12 protein-coding genes are annotated in these 17,356 nt (G+C 44.3%); 4 read left to right on the top strand and 8 right to left on the bottom strand.

What is annotated here, in order from left to right; all coding sequences use genetic code 11:
* Positions 1–12: 12 nt before the first annotated feature.
* Positions 13–2,388, bottom strand: coding sequence for a TonB-dependent receptor (locus tag AMBT_RS06635; RefSeq protein ID WP_013783838.1), 2,376 nt, complete (start codon positions 2,386–2,388; stop codon positions 13–15).
* Positions 2,389–2,541: 153 nt separating this feature from the next.
* On the opposite strand from AMBT_RS06635, the gene AMBT_RS06630 reads away from it, so the two are divergent.
* The gene (locus tag AMBT_RS06630) at positions 2,542–2,958 is read left to right on the top strand and encodes a DoxX family membrane protein (RefSeq protein WP_013783837.1); all 417 of its coding nucleotides are present in this window, start codon (positions 2,542–2,544) and stop codon (positions 2,956–2,958) included.
* 76 nt (positions 2,959–3,034) lie between these two features.
* Here the strand turns inward: AMBT_RS06630 and AMBT_RS06625 are convergent, their stop codons facing one another.
* Positions 3,035–3,502: an EVE domain-containing protein gene (locus AMBT_RS06625; RefSeq protein WP_013783836.1), complete on the bottom strand. Its 468-nt coding sequence runs from the start codon at positions 3,500–3,502 to the stop codon at positions 3,035–3,037.
* Between the two features lie 279 nt (positions 3,503–3,781).
* On the opposite strand from AMBT_RS06625, the gene AMBT_RS06620 reads away from it, so the two are divergent.
* Positions 3,782–6,070 carry a YgiQ family radical SAM protein gene (locus tag AMBT_RS06620; protein WP_013783834.1) on the top strand — a complete coding sequence of 763 codons (2,289 nt, stop codon included), beginning with the start codon at positions 3,782–3,784 and terminating at the stop codon, positions 6,068–6,070.
* A 34-nt stretch (positions 6,071–6,104) separates the two neighbouring features.
* Here AMBT_RS06620 and AMBT_RS06615 read toward each other — a convergent pair whose 3' ends face one another.
* The 6 genes from AMBT_RS06615 to ahpC form a co-directional block, all read right to left on the bottom strand.
* Positions 6,105–6,608 (bottom strand): cupin domain-containing protein, encoded by a 504-nt coding sequence (locus tag AMBT_RS06615; RefSeq protein ID WP_013783833.1) that lies wholly within the window; start codon positions 6,606–6,608, stop codon positions 6,105–6,107.
* Positions 6,605–7,744, bottom strand: a complete 1,140-nt coding sequence (locus tag AMBT_RS06610) for an SMP-30/gluconolactonase/LRE family protein (RefSeq protein WP_013783832.1) — start codon at positions 7,742–7,744, stop codon at positions 6,605–6,607. The genes AMBT_RS06615 and AMBT_RS06610 overlap by 4 nt, the downstream gene beginning before the upstream one ends.
* 357 nt (positions 7,745–8,101) lie before the next feature.
* Positions 8,102–9,616, bottom strand: a complete 1,515-nt coding sequence (locus tag AMBT_RS06605) for a PepSY-associated TM helix domain-containing protein (protein WP_013783831.1) — start codon at positions 9,614–9,616, stop codon at positions 8,102–8,104.
* An 8-nt stretch (positions 9,617–9,624) separates the two neighbouring features.
* Positions 9,625–10,164, bottom strand: a complete 540-nt coding sequence (locus tag AMBT_RS06600; RefSeq protein ID WP_232363202.1) for a hypothetical protein — start codon at positions 10,162–10,164, stop codon at positions 9,625–9,627.
* A gap of 290 nt (positions 10,165–10,454) precedes the next feature.
* Complete coding sequence (ahpF, locus tag AMBT_RS06590; protein ID WP_013783828.1) at positions 10,455–12,044, bottom strand: alkyl hydroperoxide reductase subunit F; 1,590 nt, start codon at positions 12,042–12,044, stop codon at positions 10,455–10,457.
* Positions 12,045–12,193: 149 nt separating this feature from the next.
* Complete coding sequence (gene ahpC / locus AMBT_RS06585; RefSeq protein WP_013783827.1) at positions 12,194–12,757, bottom strand: alkyl hydroperoxide reductase subunit C; 564 nt, start codon at positions 12,755–12,757, stop codon at positions 12,194–12,196.
* Positions 12,758–13,098: 341 nt separating this feature from the next.
* Between ahpC and AMBT_RS06580 the strand changes: the two genes are divergently transcribed.
* Both AMBT_RS06580 and AMBT_RS06575 read left to right on the top strand, forming a co-directional pair.
* Positions 13,099–14,415 (top strand): DUF2252 family protein, encoded by a 1,317-nt coding sequence (locus AMBT_RS06580; RefSeq protein ID WP_013783826.1) that lies wholly within the window; start codon positions 13,099–13,101, stop codon positions 14,413–14,415.
* Positions 14,416–14,698: 283 nt separating this feature from the next.
* A complete protein-coding gene (locus tag AMBT_RS06575; protein ID WP_013783825.1) occupies positions 14,699–17,266 on the top strand; it encodes an ExeM/NucH family extracellular endonuclease in 2,568 nt (855 codons plus the stop codon).
* Positions 17,267–17,356 lie beyond the last annotated feature (90 nt).

Genomic DNA, 17,356 nt, shown 5'->3' with positions numbered 1-17,356 from the left:
CCTTAATTGCGCTTAAAACGCGTATTGCATAGTGAACTGAACGTGACGAGGTGTATTGGGCATGGCCAGGGTAGCGCCAAAGTAACCACCTTCAAACACAGGCTGCCAGTTTTCTTCGTCAGTAATATTAATAACATCAACACGAAGCCGCATATCATCAGTAACCTCATAATCGGCATTTACATCAATATTGATTTGATCCCGAATAAATACAGTTTGTAGGAAATCTAGTGGGAACGACTTGGTGTACAAGGCTGATGCACCAACTTGTAAGTCATCGGTAAGTTGCCAGCCAGCATTTAATGACACGATTTGCGATGGAATGCCCTGCACTAATGAGTCAGACGGAGCAAACGCAGCAAAAGACGGCGAACCAACGCCATTGCCTTCAATAATGTCTGGTCGACTATCGTCAAAAGCATCGGCCACTTGTGCAGTATCTTGAAACGCCGCTGAATCATCGAAGCGCGCATCCAAATAACTGTACGCCGCATTTACCCACACATCTTGCCCTTGGTAGAAAACTTGCAGCTCTGCGCCTTTGGTTTTCACACCACTGTTGCTGCCATCGCGGTTACGTAAACTACGAGTTTGGTCAAATACCGACACTTCACCATACCAATGACTATCAGGAGAATACTTAAGCCCTACTTCGTAAAGGGTATTTTCAGTGGCAAAATTTAGCGGGTTAATTTCGTTGGCACTGGTAAGTGTAGTACCCCCTGCCATGCTATTGGATGTGGCATCATTCTCTGACCACGCCACATAAGCATTAAGTGATTCTGTTAGCTTGTACACCGCACTGAGTTGTACGCTTTCAAGTATATCGTTATAAGTGTCAGAAGCGGCGGTAACCCCTTCAGGAGCAAGGGGATCGCGCGCTTCTACATCGTAATAGTCGAATCTAACACCGGCAATGGTTGAAAACGATTCTGTCCACTGTGAACGCTGCTGCAATGCAAGGCCCGTTTGTAAGGTGGTTGAATCCGTGGTGTCGGATAAATTGTAATCCCCTACACCATCGCCATCTATATCGTACTGGGCACCAGGTGATACAAATACGCCGGGACGAAGCTCAACCAATCGTGCTTTTTGTGCATCGGTTAAGGGTATTTCTCGGTTACTTAACGGGCCGGTTAAATCTACAGGGCTGTCAGCTTCAGTCGTAAACTGGCTGTAACCTAATACATCGTTGTAACGTAACGCCAAACCAAATGTGGTGGTTTGCTTATCGTTCCAAACCACGTCTAATTCAGTGCGATTCTCGAACGCATCGGCACCATCAATAATCTCTACAAAGCTATTCTGAGCAATTTCTTCACGGGTTAGGTGCTGATAGTAGGTCATGTTTCGCAGCACAAGGCTATCTGAAAATTGATGGGTTAAATTGCTGCGCAGTACAGTAGTTTCAGCACCATTAACATCATCAGGGTGGGTATACACCTGACTTCGCGGAATAACCACTTCACCGGTTGGTGAAATAATAGCGCCCGCACCAGGTACGGTACTGCCATTCGTTTGTACGCCTTGGCCCGTTATATAAAGGTTGTTATCAATCAGGTTTTGCGTGGGGCGATTAATACCTGCAATGTCAGGATATTCGGCATCGTAATACTCTGCACTTACGTCCCATGTTGTGGCATCGCTCGGTGTATATCTGTAAGCAATAAACAGGTTTTTGCTTTCACGCTCGGCATAGTCGAAAAAGCTGCCATGATCTAGCCACTCAACGCTGACTCTCACCCCACTTTTGCCTTCTTCAATGGCGGTACCATAATCAAGCTGCGCCGAGTATTGATCCCAACGACCAGCGCGCAACGTGATATTCCCTTCGCTATCTGCAGTAGGCGCAGTTTTGGTTTGCAGATTCACAAAGCCACCATTTCGCTGCGTGCTGCCAAACAGCACGGGCGATGGCCCTTTCACTACATCTAGTTGTTCAACACTATTGAATGAAACCGGTAAACCAAAACCATTGTTACCTGATTGGCGGCGTATACCATCTTGAAATAGCTCGCCCAATTGCCCACGTATGCTTGGCAAACTAGGGGTACCAAAACCGCTAGATGCATAAGCGTTAGGCGCAGCTTTTACAATATCGTGTAAGGTATTGATGTTTAATGCATCCATAGCTTCAGCCGACAAAGACGTTACCGCTCGGGGCGTATCAGCTGCCGACATGCCAGCGCCAAATAATCCACTTAACGTATTGTCGCCAGAGTTTAACGGGTTTAGCACTTGCTGATTTCCAGTCACCTCAACGACTTCTATATCTTTTTTTATGTCATTTTTGTCGATGGTATCAAGCGTGTCAGCTTGCTGAGCTTGCAGCCCTTGGCTTACAGATAGAGCCAGTGCACTGATGGCAAGCCCAATATTATTTCTCATTCGTATTTTTACCTTACAAGATTGCTTACTCGACAAGACCGACACCCGGCTAAAAATATTTCATAAGCATTTTTATTTTTTTCTATGAAAGTTTTTGAAATTTAATATGAAAACCCCCGTTCTTTATCGCTACACAAATAAATAGGAGTTAAAATGCAATCTCAACAAACCACTGATATTTCCCATCGCCTCAGTTGGTCTCTACTCGCCCTTCGTGTTTCTGTTTTCATTGTTATGTTCGTGTGGACATTAGACAAATTCGTTAACCCTGCACATAGCGCAAAGATATTTGAACATTTTTATTCAATTGGTGGCGTACCAGAAACAGCCGTATACATTTTAGGTGCATTTCAGTTGGCACTGGTTCTTGCTTTCGTTGCCGGTATCGCAAAGCGTTACACCTACGGTTTAATTTTCTTACTTCACGGCGGGTCAACCTTGTCGTCATTTCCGCAATACTTTGATGCCTTCAACAACATGTTGTTTTTCGCTGCATGGCCAATGTGGGCGGCGTGTTTTGCCCTTTATTTATTAAGAGATGCAGATACTCGTTTTGCGTTAGGCAAATAGAGTATATCCAGCAGCTTAAACGCCGCCGGTATCTTAGATAAAATCTTAGATAAATATTTACTTATATATAGCAGGTTTAGTTCATTTTGGCAGTAGTATAAAGCTGCTGCCATTCTGTTTCTTCCACCGGCATTATCGATAACCTACCGCCCTTTTTAACCAAACCTATTTCTGTAATGTTAGGCATTGCCTTAATAACAGATAGCGGCAATACACTTTCAAACTTTTCAACAAACTTTACATCGACCCGAAACCACCGCGGATTTTCACGCGTAGATTTGGGGTCGTAGTAATTGGATTCAGGGTTGAACTGGGTTTCATCTGGGTAACCTGCCTTTACTACTTCTGCTACCCCGGCGATACCGACTATTTTGCAACTCGAATGATAGATGAAAACCTGATCACCAATAGCGACCTTATCGCGCAAAAAGTTTCTTGCTTGGTAGTTACGCACCCCGTCCCAAGGTTCTGTTTGGTCAGGCCGTGAATTTAAATCATCAATGCTGAATGCATCGGGTTCTGTCTTAAATAACCAGTAAGCCATACATTTTCTCGTTATTATCGTAATTGATATAGCAATGCAGTATAACAAAGGCGGTGAATTTAACGACAGCGCTATACCTTGGTTGCTGAGTACTGGTATAATAGGTGTTCGGTCTACAATGTTTATATTCGCTTTAAGCAATTTCATACTCGCCTATGGCTATTTATTCTGGCTCTTGGCTATTTATGGCTCTTGGCAGTTTTGTATTTGCGATTAGCAATATGAACGATGATGTACTGACCTACTTAATTCTTTTTTTCTCTGCTATATGTGAATCTTATGCAAGCCACCATTAAGGCCGATCGCGGTCTATTTTCTTATCCTAAATATTGGCCGCACTGCCTTGGTACTGCGCCGTTTCTTCCCATGTCTAAAGAGGAAATGGATGCCCTAGGATGGGACAGCTGTGACGTTATCTTAGTGACGGGTGATGCGTACGTAGATCACCCAAGCTTTGGTATGGCAGTTATTGGCCGTGTACTTGAAGCCCACGGTTTTCGTGTAGGTATCATTTCTCAGCCCGATTGGACGAGCAAAGACGCCTTCATGACCCTTGGTAAGCCAAATTTATACTTCGGTGTTACAGCGGGTAACATGGATTCCATGATCAACCGCTATACGGCAGATAAAAAACTTCGTCACGATGACGCCTATACCGCAGGTAATGTTGGCGGCAAACGCCCAGATCGCGCGGTTACCGTATACGCACAACGATGCCGTGAAGCGTTTAAGGGCACGCCTGTTATTGCCGGCGGTATTGAAGCTAGCTTACGCCGTATCGCCCATTACGATTATTGGAGCGAAAAAGTACGTCGTTCTGTATTGTTCGACTCCAAAGCTGACATGCTCTTTTTCGGCAATGCCGAGCGCCCATTAGTTGAAGTTACCCACCGCTTAGCGGCGGGTGAAACTATTGATGAAATGCGCGATATACGCGGCACCGCTATTATCGTGAAAGAAGCACTACCTGAGTGGCAAGGGGTTGATTCAACCTCGTTAGATCGCCCCGGTAAAATCGAGCCTATCTCAAGCCCTTATCAAATGGAGCCTGAGTGCGACTCGCAAGATAAAGATAATGCAAACAGCGAAGCGCCTGAAGCCGCGCCCGTCGTGATACAGCCTCCGGAACGCCGCAAGCCTTGGGAAAATGTATACGTTAAGCTACCTGCGTACGAAACAGTAAAAGATAACAAAGTCTTGTATGCCCACACGTCACGTATTTTACACCAAGAAACCAACCCTGGTTGTGCTCGTGCATTAATGCAGCGCCATGGCGACAGACATATTTGGATAAACCCACCCGCCATGCCTTTGGAAACTGAGGAAATGGACGCGGTATTCGACCTTCCTTATCAGCGTGTGCCTCACCCTGTGTATGGCGATGCCACTATACCCGCTTACGATATGATTAAGTTCAGTATCAATATTATGCGCGGGTGTTACGGCGGTTGTACTTTCTGTTCTATTACAGAGCATGAAGGGCGAATTATTCAAAGCCGCTCTGAAGACTCGATTATTCGTGAAATTGAAGAAATTCGCGATACCGTACCTGGGTTTACCGGTGTTATTTCAGACTTAGGTGGCCCTACGGCAAATATGTATCGTTTGCGCTGTAAGAGCCCTAAAGCCGAAGCCACGTGTCGTCGTCCATCTTGTGTATATCCGAGTATTTGTGCGCATATGGATACCGATCATAAGCCGACCATCGATTTATATCGTCGTGCTCGTGAATTGCCCGGCGTGAAGAAAGTGCTTATCGCTTCTGGTGTTCGTTACGACTTGGCGGTAGAAGATCCTGAGTACGTAAAAGAGTTAGCGCTACATCACGTTGGCGGCTATTTGAAGATAGCCCCAGAGCACACCGAAGACGGCCCATTATCTAAAATGATGAAGCCGGGTATGGGCAGCTATTACCGCTTTAAAGAGTTGTTCGATAAATATTCGCAAGAAGCGGGTAAGAAACAATATCTTATTCCGTACTTTATTGCCTCGCACCCAGGCACCACAGACGACGATATGTTGAATTTGGCGATTTGGCTGAAAGAGAATAAGTTTAAGCTTGATCAAGTGCAGAACTTCTATCCTTCACCAATGGCGACGGCAACGACTATGTACCACACCGAAGTGAATTCACTTCGCAAGGTAACAAAAGACAGTGAAGATGTGCCTTCGGCTAAAGGTGAAATACACCGACGCTTACACAAAGCTATGCTTCGATATCACGATCCTAAGAACTTCGCGCAAATTCGTGAAGCCCTTAAGCGTATGGGCCGCGAAGATTTAATAGGCCGTGGCGCACAGCACTTAGTACCGCCTGAAACCGCAGATGAAAAACGTCAAAAAGCAGTAAAAGGCAGAAATGGCGAACGTGGATTAACTAAGCACACGGGTTTACCGCCAAATTTCCAACGGAAAGGCCGTGGTAAAAACAACACTGCTGGCGCTTCTAGCGAAAATAGAGGTGGGAATAAAACTGAGAACAGAAACGGCGGTAAAAGCGGCGGGCAAAATCGTGGACAGAACACGCCAAGCTCACAGCGAAGAGGGGAAACAACAGCAAAACGCTAGTTTCCCCTATCGCTTTATACTAACGATTTGTTAGTTATTTTTTGTAAGCACTTTTTGTAGGCACAGCAATACCTTTGCTGTGCCACTTAAATACCACAAACACTAAATCGATATCACCGGTATTTTTCACCCCGTGTTCATCCCAAGGGGCTGCGTATAGCATGTCGCCGGTATTAGCCTTAAACACTTCACCTTCAACGCTCCACTCCCCACTTCCCTGAGTCACCAATAGAAACTCTTCGTCACTATGTTCGTGAGGTGGGTGTATTTCTACACCGGGCTTAATAACTGCCATACCCGCTAATGATTGGCTAGTACCAAAGGTTTCATCATTGTGATAGCTATAGAATATCCAACCCTCGCCTTCATCAATGGCTGCTTTGGCCTGTGGGATTACCTGTGTTTTGAAACTGTCGCCAGAAATCACTTTGCCAGTGTCATTCTTATTAACCGCAAAAGTATCTGGGGCATAAGCAATAGAAAAACTGCCAAAAACACCTAAAATAACGGTTAACATTATAGGTAAATTACGCTTCATTCATCCTCTCCCTTTGGTAAATTTGCTTTTTCAACCACCGCCACAGACGACGCAGTTAGGCTGCTAATGTATAGCATATCTGCCGTTTCTAACACCCCTGTTGTCAGTGGATAATTTCCACTTGGATCTTGTAAGTCATTTGTCACCTTGCCTTGTTTATTTAATTTTATTACATGGCCGTAGGCTTTTGCTTTGGGGCGCAATGATGCAGGCAAGCGCTGTACTACTTTACGCAAAAATGGAGAGTTTGATAAATCGTCTAACGAGGCGGAACGCGGTGAAGCAAACCCTACCCAGTAGCCACCGTCGGGTGCTGTGGCAATATTATCGGGAAAGCCGGGTAAGTTATCGATGAACACATCTACCAAACCTGTTTTGGGCCCAGCAATGAAGTAACGCAACACTCGGTAGCTACCAGTTTCGTTCACCAAAACATATTGCTGGTTATGGCTGATAGCAACCCCATTGGCAAAGACTAACCCATCCATTAAAACAGTAGTGACGTTGGTATTTGGATTGTACGCGAGTAATCGGCCATTACCTTTGTGCTCTAAAATTTCTAACAAGCTGCCGCTAAGTGTTCCGCCATAGGCTTTTGCACTAAATTTAGTGGTGGCGTCAGAAAAATATATCATGCCATTTTCTGCCACATCTACATCGTCAGCGTACACAATGGGCGTGCCATCAACAGCATCAGTTAGCAAGGTAATGACACCTGATGGCGAAACAGAAAGTAACCCCAGGTAAGCATCTGCCACAATAAGATTATCGCTGGCATCGAACTCCAACCCAAGCGGCCTCCCGCCCGTGTTAACCCAAGGTGTAAAGTGGGTATCGTTGGGTGCTAATAGCATGATAGTGCCAGAATGCGTGGCCGTGGCGATAGTGCCATCACTTCGCAGAGCAAAATCTTCTGGGCCGTATTCTCTTTTTATTGTGGTGGCTTCTTTATGGCTCAAGGCTGTTAATTCGCCTAAGGCTATAGCATGGGCGAAGGATAGCTTATCGTTGACGTGATGAACGCCGCTATAGCCTTTATCTTTTGGTGCATTCCATGCGTCCGGTTCAACCGGTACAGGCCAAAGTAGTAAATACCCCATCACGGCTATCAAAGCACTTATGACTAAAATTCGCATGCGCTACCCTTATTAATTCCATCTAAAAATGTATAACTGTAGCAATAGCATGTTCCCAACCTGGGGTTAAATTCAGATTGGTGATTATTCAATATGGTTGAAAGCTATAGGCAGTTAAAACACGACCAATCAATGCCCACTAAGTAGGTAAATGGATGTTTAATAAAAAGAACAAGTGATCGCGTTAAGGCGAAGTCAAAGATGACTGTGGAGATGGAGTCGGAAGTGGAGATAAAGGTAAAAGAAACGAAATGTAGACACAAAAAAGCGCGGCTTTCACATTTTGGTTATTTAACCTAAGTAAAAGCCACGCTGTATTAGTTAACGCTACCAATGCAGTCGTGTTTGTACAGTGTATTAAGCCATTGGCGATTGCGTTTCAGTCGATACTGATGCGCTCTTGTCGCCATTACCATCTATATTGTGCGTTGTTGTTTGATTTTCTTTTTGAAAATTCGACAGTAGAGTTTCACGCCTAAGTAAAGTGTTACCTCGTAAAATACTCCATACAACATAAATCAGCATGGGTATGTTTAATTGCAACGATGCCACCGAAAGTGCATGTTCCCCGTTCACAGCGCTATAAATAAATAAAAGCAATAACACACTGATACCTGAAATTATCAGCCACACTGGTTTGGTAAGCCGCTTTATGGCCACCGTAAGTGCTACATTTAACACCATTAGTCCCCAAAATACTGCAATTAACGAACCTGAAAAGAACATATCTGCTATTGCCGTGAACGCCAATGCACTCACACTGCCCCACACCGTGCAATACCACAAGCGCGTGGCCAACACAGGATGCGCTTTTTTAGATAACCACACTTCCATTCCCGATACGCACAGCATGGATAGCATGATACCCAAAACAAAATACAGTACTTTACTCGGTATTCCTGCAAAGTCGCCAAAGTGAAGGCGATAAACAGCCCACAACAATTGCTTACCCCATGCGCCATCGTCGTAACCGGCAGTGCCTAAATAATTACCTGCGGTATCAAATCGATATGCTTCACCGTATATCATTCGCCCAGGTACTTGTGCATAAATTTCAATGAACTGTTCAGGTTTGTTCACCTCGTGAACAGTCACAAATATAAGCGGGTTTTCTGGGGCTATGGTTTCCATTTGCGCGATGGCTTTACCTATCGCTGGTTTACCTTCTTGCGCTTCAATGACTGGGTCGGGGGTAAATACTTGGTTTATTACCGCATCCCTGTCACCGCCATAATTTAATTGTGCCACTAGCACCAGTACGATACCGGCTAAACCAAAATAGGTTCCTGTTATTGCAATGACTAAATGAAATGGTGATGCCCAAAGGCCAAAGCGATTGTGCAAATCAATTTGGCTTTGTTGACCATTGCCGCCTCTTCTAAGTTTAAACGCATCTTTCGCTATACGCTTATGGGCGATAACTCCTGTGATGATAAGGGTACATATTATGGCGCCTAAGGCACTCACCAGTATCATCCCCCAGCTATGCGGTAAGTTGAGGTACAAATGTAAATCCACCAACATTTGGGTGAAGGCTACTTTTTCTTTTTCAAGCAAATTACCTTGTTCATCTGCAAAGTATGCGCCGTGGTCGTTCTCTACTACCAACCTTGGAATACCTGATGTAGGGAGCACCACAAATAGATGATCTGTTTCTTCGGGATGCTTAGTTAAAAAGCTGTCCATCGCCTTTTCTACTGCCCCATCCTCGACGGATTCAAACTCGGGAATATGCGGTTGTTCCCACCGTTCAAATTCTAAATGGAATACGGCGATAGTGCCTGACAGGCAGACCAAAAAAAGGAGTACGCTTAAAAATACGCCAACCCAGCTATGTGCATTTAGGGCTGATTGTTTTGTCGCTTTGTTCATTTTAATTCCTAAATTGGCATTGCCATCAGTATTGCTACACTTACTGCTGTTGCTACAAGATAGCCGCCAACCGTTTTAATTTTTTTCGATGTAGCTAGGTAGTGGTAAACTGCAAGCCCCCAAATGATGGGTGATATCACCATACAGGTAGCTAACTGCCCTGTTATATCCATCGGTAATAGTGCACAAATCGCTAGTGATGCAACGACGCCAAATACCAGTAACAGCAGCAAAACTACGATGTAGTGCAAAGCATGCTGAATTAATGTGCGAAGAGAAAAGTCTAGTTTTCTGGGCTGGGGTATTTGATGCGGTACAGCTGTGTGTGACTGATTCATTGCTATAAAAGGCCACACTAATAATCCAGGTAAACACAGCGCGTAAAGCACACCAAATTCCCAACCTACAGAGTGTGACCACGCTATAGAGGACAAAAGCCAAACGCCTATCCCCACATACAGCATAGGGCCGGTTTGACGCCGCCAGCTTTGGTAGACTGCCGCCATAGAAGCTAAAGAAAGGCCGCTTGCGGCAAATAACATGAACATAACTTACCTTTATATATTTTTATTGGTGCTGAAATGTTTAAACGCTCGGCAAGCGAAAAATAGCCGTCACCCGGCAGGTTTAATGCTTAGCCTTGTAAGATTTTATTACGCGTTTTCTGATCAACTGATGTTATGTATAAATTACCAAAAAACAGCGGCTAATGAAAACAATAATTATTCCTATTTGATATTTTATTGAGGATAAATAGCGCGAAATTCTCTTCATAAAAAAGGCCGACTTACGTGAGTAAGTCGGCCTTATGTATTGCGCTAATTATTAGAAATAATAATTAGGCAGCTTGTGTTTCTTCGTCCATCTCTATGACTTCATGGCTTAGCAAGTATTCAAATGCTGCTAATGACGCTTTTGCACCCTCGCCCATTGAAATAACGATTTGCTTGTAAGGTACTGTTGTAACGTCACCGGCTGCAAATATACCTGGTGCAGACGTGTTGCACTTAGTATCGATAACGATTTCACCGTACTTACTCATGTCAACCACGCCTTCCATGAATTGACTGTTTGGTACTAGGCCAATCTGAACGAACACACCCGAAAGCGGGAGAGTATGGAGTTCTGTAGTATTGCGATCTTGATACTCGATAGCATTAACTTTTCCATTCTCAGCAGTGATTTGATGCGTCGCTGCGTTTCTGATAATCGTGATATTTTCACGTTTTTCAGCTTGGTCAATCAGTACTTGGTCAGCTTTAAGTTCTGGCATGAATTCAAATACCGTTACCGATTTAACAATACCCGCTAAATCAAGTGCCGCTTCAATACCCGAGTTGCCTCCACCAATAACTGCAACGTCTTTACCTTTAAAGAAAGGACCATCACAGTGTGGGCAGTACGCCACGCCGTTACCTACGTTTTCTTTCTCACCTGGCACACCGAGTTCTCTCCAACGTGCGCCAGTAGCAACAATAATTGAACGAGTACGAATTTGTTCACCAGACGATAACGTAATCGTTTTAACATTACCTTGTTCTACAGAATCAACACGAACGTGCTCTTTAAGCGTAATATCATAATCGTTCATGTGTTCCATTAAATTACCTACTAGCTCAGGGCCGGTAGTTTTAGATACTGAGATTAGGTTCTCAATACCCATTGTATCTTTCACTTGACCACCGAAACGATCGGCAACCACTGTCACTTTTAAACCTTTACGTGCGCTGTATATCGCTGATGCCACGCCCGCTGGACCACCACCAATTACGGTAACGTCTTGTAACGGTAACGACTCACCTTTGTTCGCCTCTTTTAGCGATGGGTCACGTTCGATAAGTTTATCGATAAGAACCGATGCATCGACCTTACCATTAGCGAATAGCTCACCATTAAGGTAAACGCTTGGAACGCCCTGAATATCACGTTCTGCTACTACGTTTTGATACAATCCACCGTCAATCATTTCAGACGTAATGTTTGGATTAAGTAGTGCAAATTGGTTAAGCGCTTGAACGACTTCTGGGCAGTTATGGCAGCTTAAGCTGATAAATACTTCAAAGTTAAGTTCTTCTTTAACGCCTTTAACAATCGCTTTTACGCTGTCATCAATTTTAAGCTCGGTACCTGATGCGTGAAGCATACCTAAGATAAGCGAGTTAAATTCGTGACCGCCAGGAATACCAGAAAAGCGAATGCCTGTATCTTCACCATCAGCTTCCAGTAAAAAACTGATTGAGCTGCGTAAAACACCCTTAGTGTCGCGCTCTTCAAGGCTTAGTTTGTCACTTACACCAGCAATGTCGGACAGAAACGACACAAGCTCTTCACGCTTGCTGTGTTCACCGGTCTGTACGACGAAGGTTACGTTTTTCTGCATTGACTCAGCATAGCCTTTCAACGCTTGTAAAATTTCTTTAGTTAACACGGTAGTCTGCCTTATTTTCGACACGCCGATCCCCGCCAACCATTTTTCAGGCTAACAACATAAGCAGGAATTGGAAATTTATTAGATAGGGAGTGGAGGCCCACTCCCATTACTTGCTTAAAAATTACTTATAAGCGCTAAGCGGTTGCTTAGATTTTGCCTACTAGGTCAAGAGAAGGAGCTAGTGTAGCTTCGCCTTCTTTCCATTTAGCTGGGCAAACTTCACCTGGGTGAGAAGCAACGTACTGAGCAGCTTTGATTTTGCGAACTAGGTCGTCTGCATCACGGCCGATACCTTCAGAAGTGATTTCCATCGCTTGCACGATACCTTCTGGGTCAACTACAAATGTTGCACGGTCAGCTAGACCCATAGTTTCACGCATACAATCGAAGTTGCGAGTGATTTCACCCGTTGGGTCACCAATCATTGCGAACTTGATTTTGTTGATAGTGTCAGACGAATCGTGCCACGCTTTGTGAGTGAAGTGAGTATCAGTAGATACTGAGAATACTTCTACGCCACGAGACTGAAGCTCTTCGTACTTATCAGCAATGTCGCCAAGCTCAGTTGGGCATACAAACGTGAAATCGGCTGGATAGAAAACAAATACTGCCCACTTACCGCTGATATCTTCGCTGCTTACTTCGATGAACTCGCCGTCTTTAAATGCTTGTGCTTTGAACGGTTTGATAGCAGTGTTAATTAATGCCATGTTTACTTTCTCCATTAAGTGAATAAATTTTGTATTGTTAGTAAAGTCCTATCCAATACAAATAGTACGAAATATTACAAAGCCCAGTGCAACCAACCAGAATCGGTTTTGGTTAAACTCGACTTCGTTGAAACTGGTGATAAGAATAGCGCGGTTTTTTTAAAAAAACTAATTGGTATTTTTGAATGTTTCAATCAAATTTACCAATCAATAATATAAATTAATCGCAAAAATCCCGAACAAGCGAAATTTCTCACATTCCACCTCCCCACGCAAGCCTCGCATTCAAATACCAATAAAGGTAATGTTAATGCCATCATTGTTACAACGGCATGGCAGTTATGGATCGCGCGAAATTTCTTAATCAAGAAATTGCTAAAATTGACGGCACCTTACCTTCTCCCCACTTAGCTAAACATTTGAAAATGGCCTTAAGCCCATTTGTATTTTACCGCGGTAGCGCACAACTATTTTATGCAGACCTAGCAAATCGCCACCTACCAGTGCCAGAGGCATGCTTTTCGATGTCACTCACCAGTGTAATGGGTGATTGCCATACGTCTAATTTTGGTTTTCTTACTGAGGAAGGCTCACACGGCGACACCGTTATTTTTACGCCGAACGATTTTGACGATGCCTGTGTTGGCTATGCACATTGGGATATTCTTCGCTATCTTACTTCATTGTCTCTGGTAGAAGCCCATTGCAAAGGTATTTCTGAAGGCCGCTTTTTGATAGACATGCCAGGCCCGTTAAAACCAGCAGTAGACACCCACCAGGTTAATCACGCCCAATACCTATTCCTTCAGGAATACGTGGCTACATGTCAACGCGTGACTGAAGATGCGACAGTTATCAATGAAGCTATGGAACAAGAGCCTGATGGAAAATTGAAAAAATTCTATCGCAAAGCATTGGAACGTTCGTCTTGCGGCGAAAAGTTCGAATCTAAAAGCGCGCTAGCTAAAGCGGTTCATTTAACGCAGGATGGCCTGAAATTTAAACACATTACTGATAAATACACGCCGCTGAGCCCAGTAGAACATCAACAGGTGTTAGCGGCATTCGCACCCTATATGGATGATGACATTGTTGATATCACCAGCAGAGAAAATGCCGGAACCGGTTCGGTAAATATGCGCCGCTTCTATTTCTTAGTTGGCCCCAAAAAACCGCATAACGCAGAAAGCTTTCGTTATTGTCACATTGTTGAGGTAAAACAACAGCGCAAAGCCGCGCCCTTATTCTACTTCGATAATGTGTGCCCGGTGAATCGATTGAACCCTGCTCATCTGACCGCACGCAGCCAACGACGAATGCAGCGCCGTCCAGATTTATTGCTCGATGAGGTTATTTGGGACAATGCACACTGGTTAATTCGCTCACGCCACCACGCCAAAGTAGGACTAGACCCTCATGATATTGGTATGGGAAATAAAGCGCGAAACGGAGACTTTGGTTATTTCGCTAAACTGTGCGGCTATACGCTTGCGTTAGCCCATTGTCGTGGTGACAGGCGAAGTACACGCTTTGCGAAAAGTGCTGTAAAAGCGTTAAACCACCATACTAATAGTGCGCTAATTACTAGTGCTAATCATTATGCAAAGCAAGTTATTGATGACCACAGTTGGTTTTGCGATGCGCTAAAAAACATGTAACGCGGGTGTTTATCGTCTAGCGATAACAAGTGTGCACTGAAAAATTTTTAGTCTTTGTAGTGTTATTTATAGATGCAAAATGCCTTTTATGACGAGCCAATGTCATAAATAACTTTATTTGAATAGACTAAGACGCTGATTTATATATACATATTAAAAATAAACTTGAATAACGTTAAGTCATTCCTGCGTTGACATTATAGTTATAGGCTAGGTCTAGCAATAACAAAGAGGGTCTGCTTTGACAGACCTAATAATAAAAGACCTAAGAGGGAAACAACCAGTGAAAACTCCATTGTCACTTATAACAGCAGGTATTCTTACTGCATTTTCGGCCAATGCCAGCGACTTAGTTATCAGCGGTGTTGTTGATGCGTCACTTACCGGCGGCCTTCCTAAAGCTGTTGAACTTTACGTTGTAAACGATATTCCAGATTTATCGGTCTACGGGCTTGGCTCAGCCAACAATGGCGGCGGCACTGATGGCGTAGAATTTACTTTCCCAGCAGATAGCGCCTCAGCGGGTAGTTATATTTACGTAGCATCTGAAATTGATGGTTTTACTGAGTTTTTCGGTTATGCACCAGACTACGATACTTCGGCCATGGGTATTAATGGCGATGATGCGGTAGAGCTTTTCGAAAATGAAGCCGTTGTTGATACTTTCGGTGACATTAATGTTGATGGTAACGGCACAGCATGGGAATACTTAGACGGTTGGGCTTACCGAAAAGATGGTTCAGTCGCTAATGGCGGGACTTTCTCCTCTGACAATTGGACTTACAGTGGCGTAGACGCACTAGATGATGCAGCAACCAATGCAGCCGCCACCACGCCCTTCCCTGTTGCTACTTTTAGTACTGAAGGCGGCGGTGATGATGAAGTTCCACCAGAAGAGCCCGTTATTGAGCTAGGTGTTTGTGCTGACGCAGCAACCCTTATTAGCACCATTCAAGGTAGTGGCGATGCTTCAGAAGAAGTTGGTAACAGCCATATTGTTGAAGCCATTGTTACTGGCATGGGTGCGGGCGGTTTCTTCTTACAAGAAGAAACAGCGGATAGCGATGGTGATGATGCCACTTCTGAAGGTATTTTCGTTAACGGTAGCACTACTATTGCGGTAGGTAACGTTGCTCGCCTATACGGTGAAGTAGTTGAAAACTACGGCATGACTACGCTTAACTTAGACAGCGATGTGACTGCACTTGATTGTGGCGCAAGCGATGACGTATTGATGACGACTATCGATATGCCTTACGATTATTCCCTTGAGCCATTTGAAGGCATGCTAGCTTCTGTTGTTGATGCAACGGTAACTAGCACAAACGATTTGTGGCGTTACGGCGAAATTCAAGTAAGTGACAGCGTTAAACGCCAGCCTAGCGACGTAGCAGCACCACTTTCAGACGCATACGTTGAAGCAGTTGCAGCCTCAGAAGCCAGCTTACTTAAAATCGAAGATAACAGCAGTTCTAGTTACCCAGACACCATTAACTACTTCCCTACCTTTAGCTACGCAAATGCTATTCGTATTGGTGATACTGTGTCTGCAAGCGGCCCGCTAAATTATAGCTTCGGTGCGTTTAGAATTAACCCTACCGATGTGATTACAGTAACTTCTACTCGCGAAGCGAACCCAGTGGTAACTGAAGGTAACTTATCGATTGCTACCTTCAACGTATTGAACTACTTCAATGGCGAAGTTGATGCTAACGGCGATGTAACCTTCGATTTCGATGCAAACCGTGGTGCAGAAGACGAAACTGAATTCGCATTACAAGAAGCCCGTATCGTTGAAGCCATTGTAGGCTTGAACGCTGACGTTGTTGGCTTAATGGAAATTGAAAACGATGGATTTGGCGATGACAGTGCTATTGTTAGCCTAGTGGCTGCGGTAAACGCTGAGCTTGCCGATACTGAACAGTATTCATTTATCAGCACTGCTGATAGCACAGAAATTGGTACTGATGCTATTACCGTTGGCTTGTTATACCGCGCATCTATTGTGACGCCTGAAGGTGATGCACAAGTAGTAGACATGCCAATTCAGCAAATTGATGAAGACAGCGTTGCACAAATGCGCCCTTCTTTAATTCAATCGTTTGCTCACATTGAAAGTGGTAAAACCTTTGCTGTTGCCGTTAACCACTTTAAATCGAAAGGTTCAGAGTGTGGTGAAGATCTTGCTGAAGCAGTCAGTGAAACGGATACCATACAAGGCAGCTGTAATGCACTTCGTGTATCTGCTGCTATTACACTTGGTGAAGCATTAAGCGATGAAAGCTTACCTGAGCGCATTTTAGTATTAGGTGACTTGAACTCGTACAGTGCAGAAGATCCGGTTGCAGTACTTACCGACTACACCGCTGAAACCCAAGGTTACACGGTAATGACCGCAGCAAATACAGGTATGGACGATGGTGCCTCTGTAGAAGTAACGGCTAATTATGGTTACGTAAATCTTGCAGAAGAGTTTGATGCTGAAGGTTACTCTTACTGGTTCTACGGTACAGAGCAAGTGGGCAGCTTAGACCATGTGCTAGCAAGTGAAACCATGCTTGCTGATGCGGTAGACGGTGCGCATTGGAGCATTAACTCTCCTGAAGTTTACCAATTCCAGTACGACCAAGCGCTTTCTTACTACCCTGATGAAGACGGCTATGCATTTACTGATGTAGGTCCATTCCGCAGCTCAGATCACGACCCGTTCATTGCAACCTTCAACTTAGAAGCAGAATTACCTGATGAAGCTGATCCTATTGAAGATGACAACGATTCAGGCGGCTCTATGGGTTTCATCTTAGCATTAATGGCTGGTGTTCTAACCTTTCGCCGCCGTTCAGCTAAGTAAATTCATCAAACGTAACCGCCACAAATAAACGCTGGCGGTTTATAAATAAAAAAAGGGGATGGTTTTATAAACCATCCCCTTTTTATATGT

Source organism: Alteromonas naphthalenivorans, assembly GCF_000213655.1.
Lineage (GTDB): Bacteria > Pseudomonadota > Gammaproteobacteria > Enterobacterales > Alteromonadaceae > Alteromonas > Alteromonas naphthalenivorans.
Note: the sequence above shows the minus strand (reverse complement) of the source record. Positions and strands in the feature narration are given on the sequence as shown.

What these genes read in the sequence shown, in the direction of transcription:
- AMBT_RS06630 (WP_013783837.1), top strand. Translation starts at nt 2,542, where the DNA reads ATGCAATCTCAACAAACCACTGATATTTCCCATCGCCTCAGTTGGTCT.
- AMBT_RS06600 (WP_232363202.1), bottom strand. Translation starts at nt 10,164, where the DNA reads ATGTTCATGTTATTTGCCGCAAGCGGCCTTTCTTTAGCTTCTATGGCG.
- AMBT_RS06605 (WP_013783831.1), bottom strand. Translation starts at nt 9,616, where the DNA reads ATGAACAAAGCGACAAAACAATCAGCCCTAAATGCACATAGCTGGGTT.
- AMBT_RS06610 (WP_013783832.1), bottom strand. Translation starts at nt 7,744, where the DNA reads ATGCGAATTTTAGTCATAAGTGCTTTGATAGCCGTGATGGGGTATTTA.
- AMBT_RS06620 (WP_013783834.1), top strand. Translation starts at nt 3,782, where the DNA reads ATGCAAGCCACCATTAAGGCCGATCGCGGTCTATTTTCTTATCCTAAA.
- AMBT_RS06635 (WP_013783838.1), bottom strand. Translation starts at nt 2,388, where the DNA reads ATGAGAAATAATATTGGGCTTGCCATCAGTGCACTGGCTCTATCTGTA.
- ahpC (WP_013783827.1), bottom strand. Translation starts at nt 12,757, where the DNA reads ATGGCATTAATTAACACTGCTATCAAACCGTTCAAAGCACAAGCATTT.
- AMBT_RS06615 (WP_013783833.1), bottom strand. Translation starts at nt 6,608, where the DNA reads ATGAAGCGTAATTTACCTATAATGTTAACCGTTATTTTAGGTGTTTTT.
- AMBT_RS06625 (WP_013783836.1), bottom strand. Translation starts at nt 3,502, where the DNA reads ATGGCTTACTGGTTATTTAAGACAGAACCCGATGCATTCAGCATTGAT.
- AMBT_RS06580 (WP_013783826.1), top strand. Translation starts at nt 13,099, where the DNA reads ATGGATCGCGCGAAATTTCTTAATCAAGAAATTGCTAAAATTGACGGC.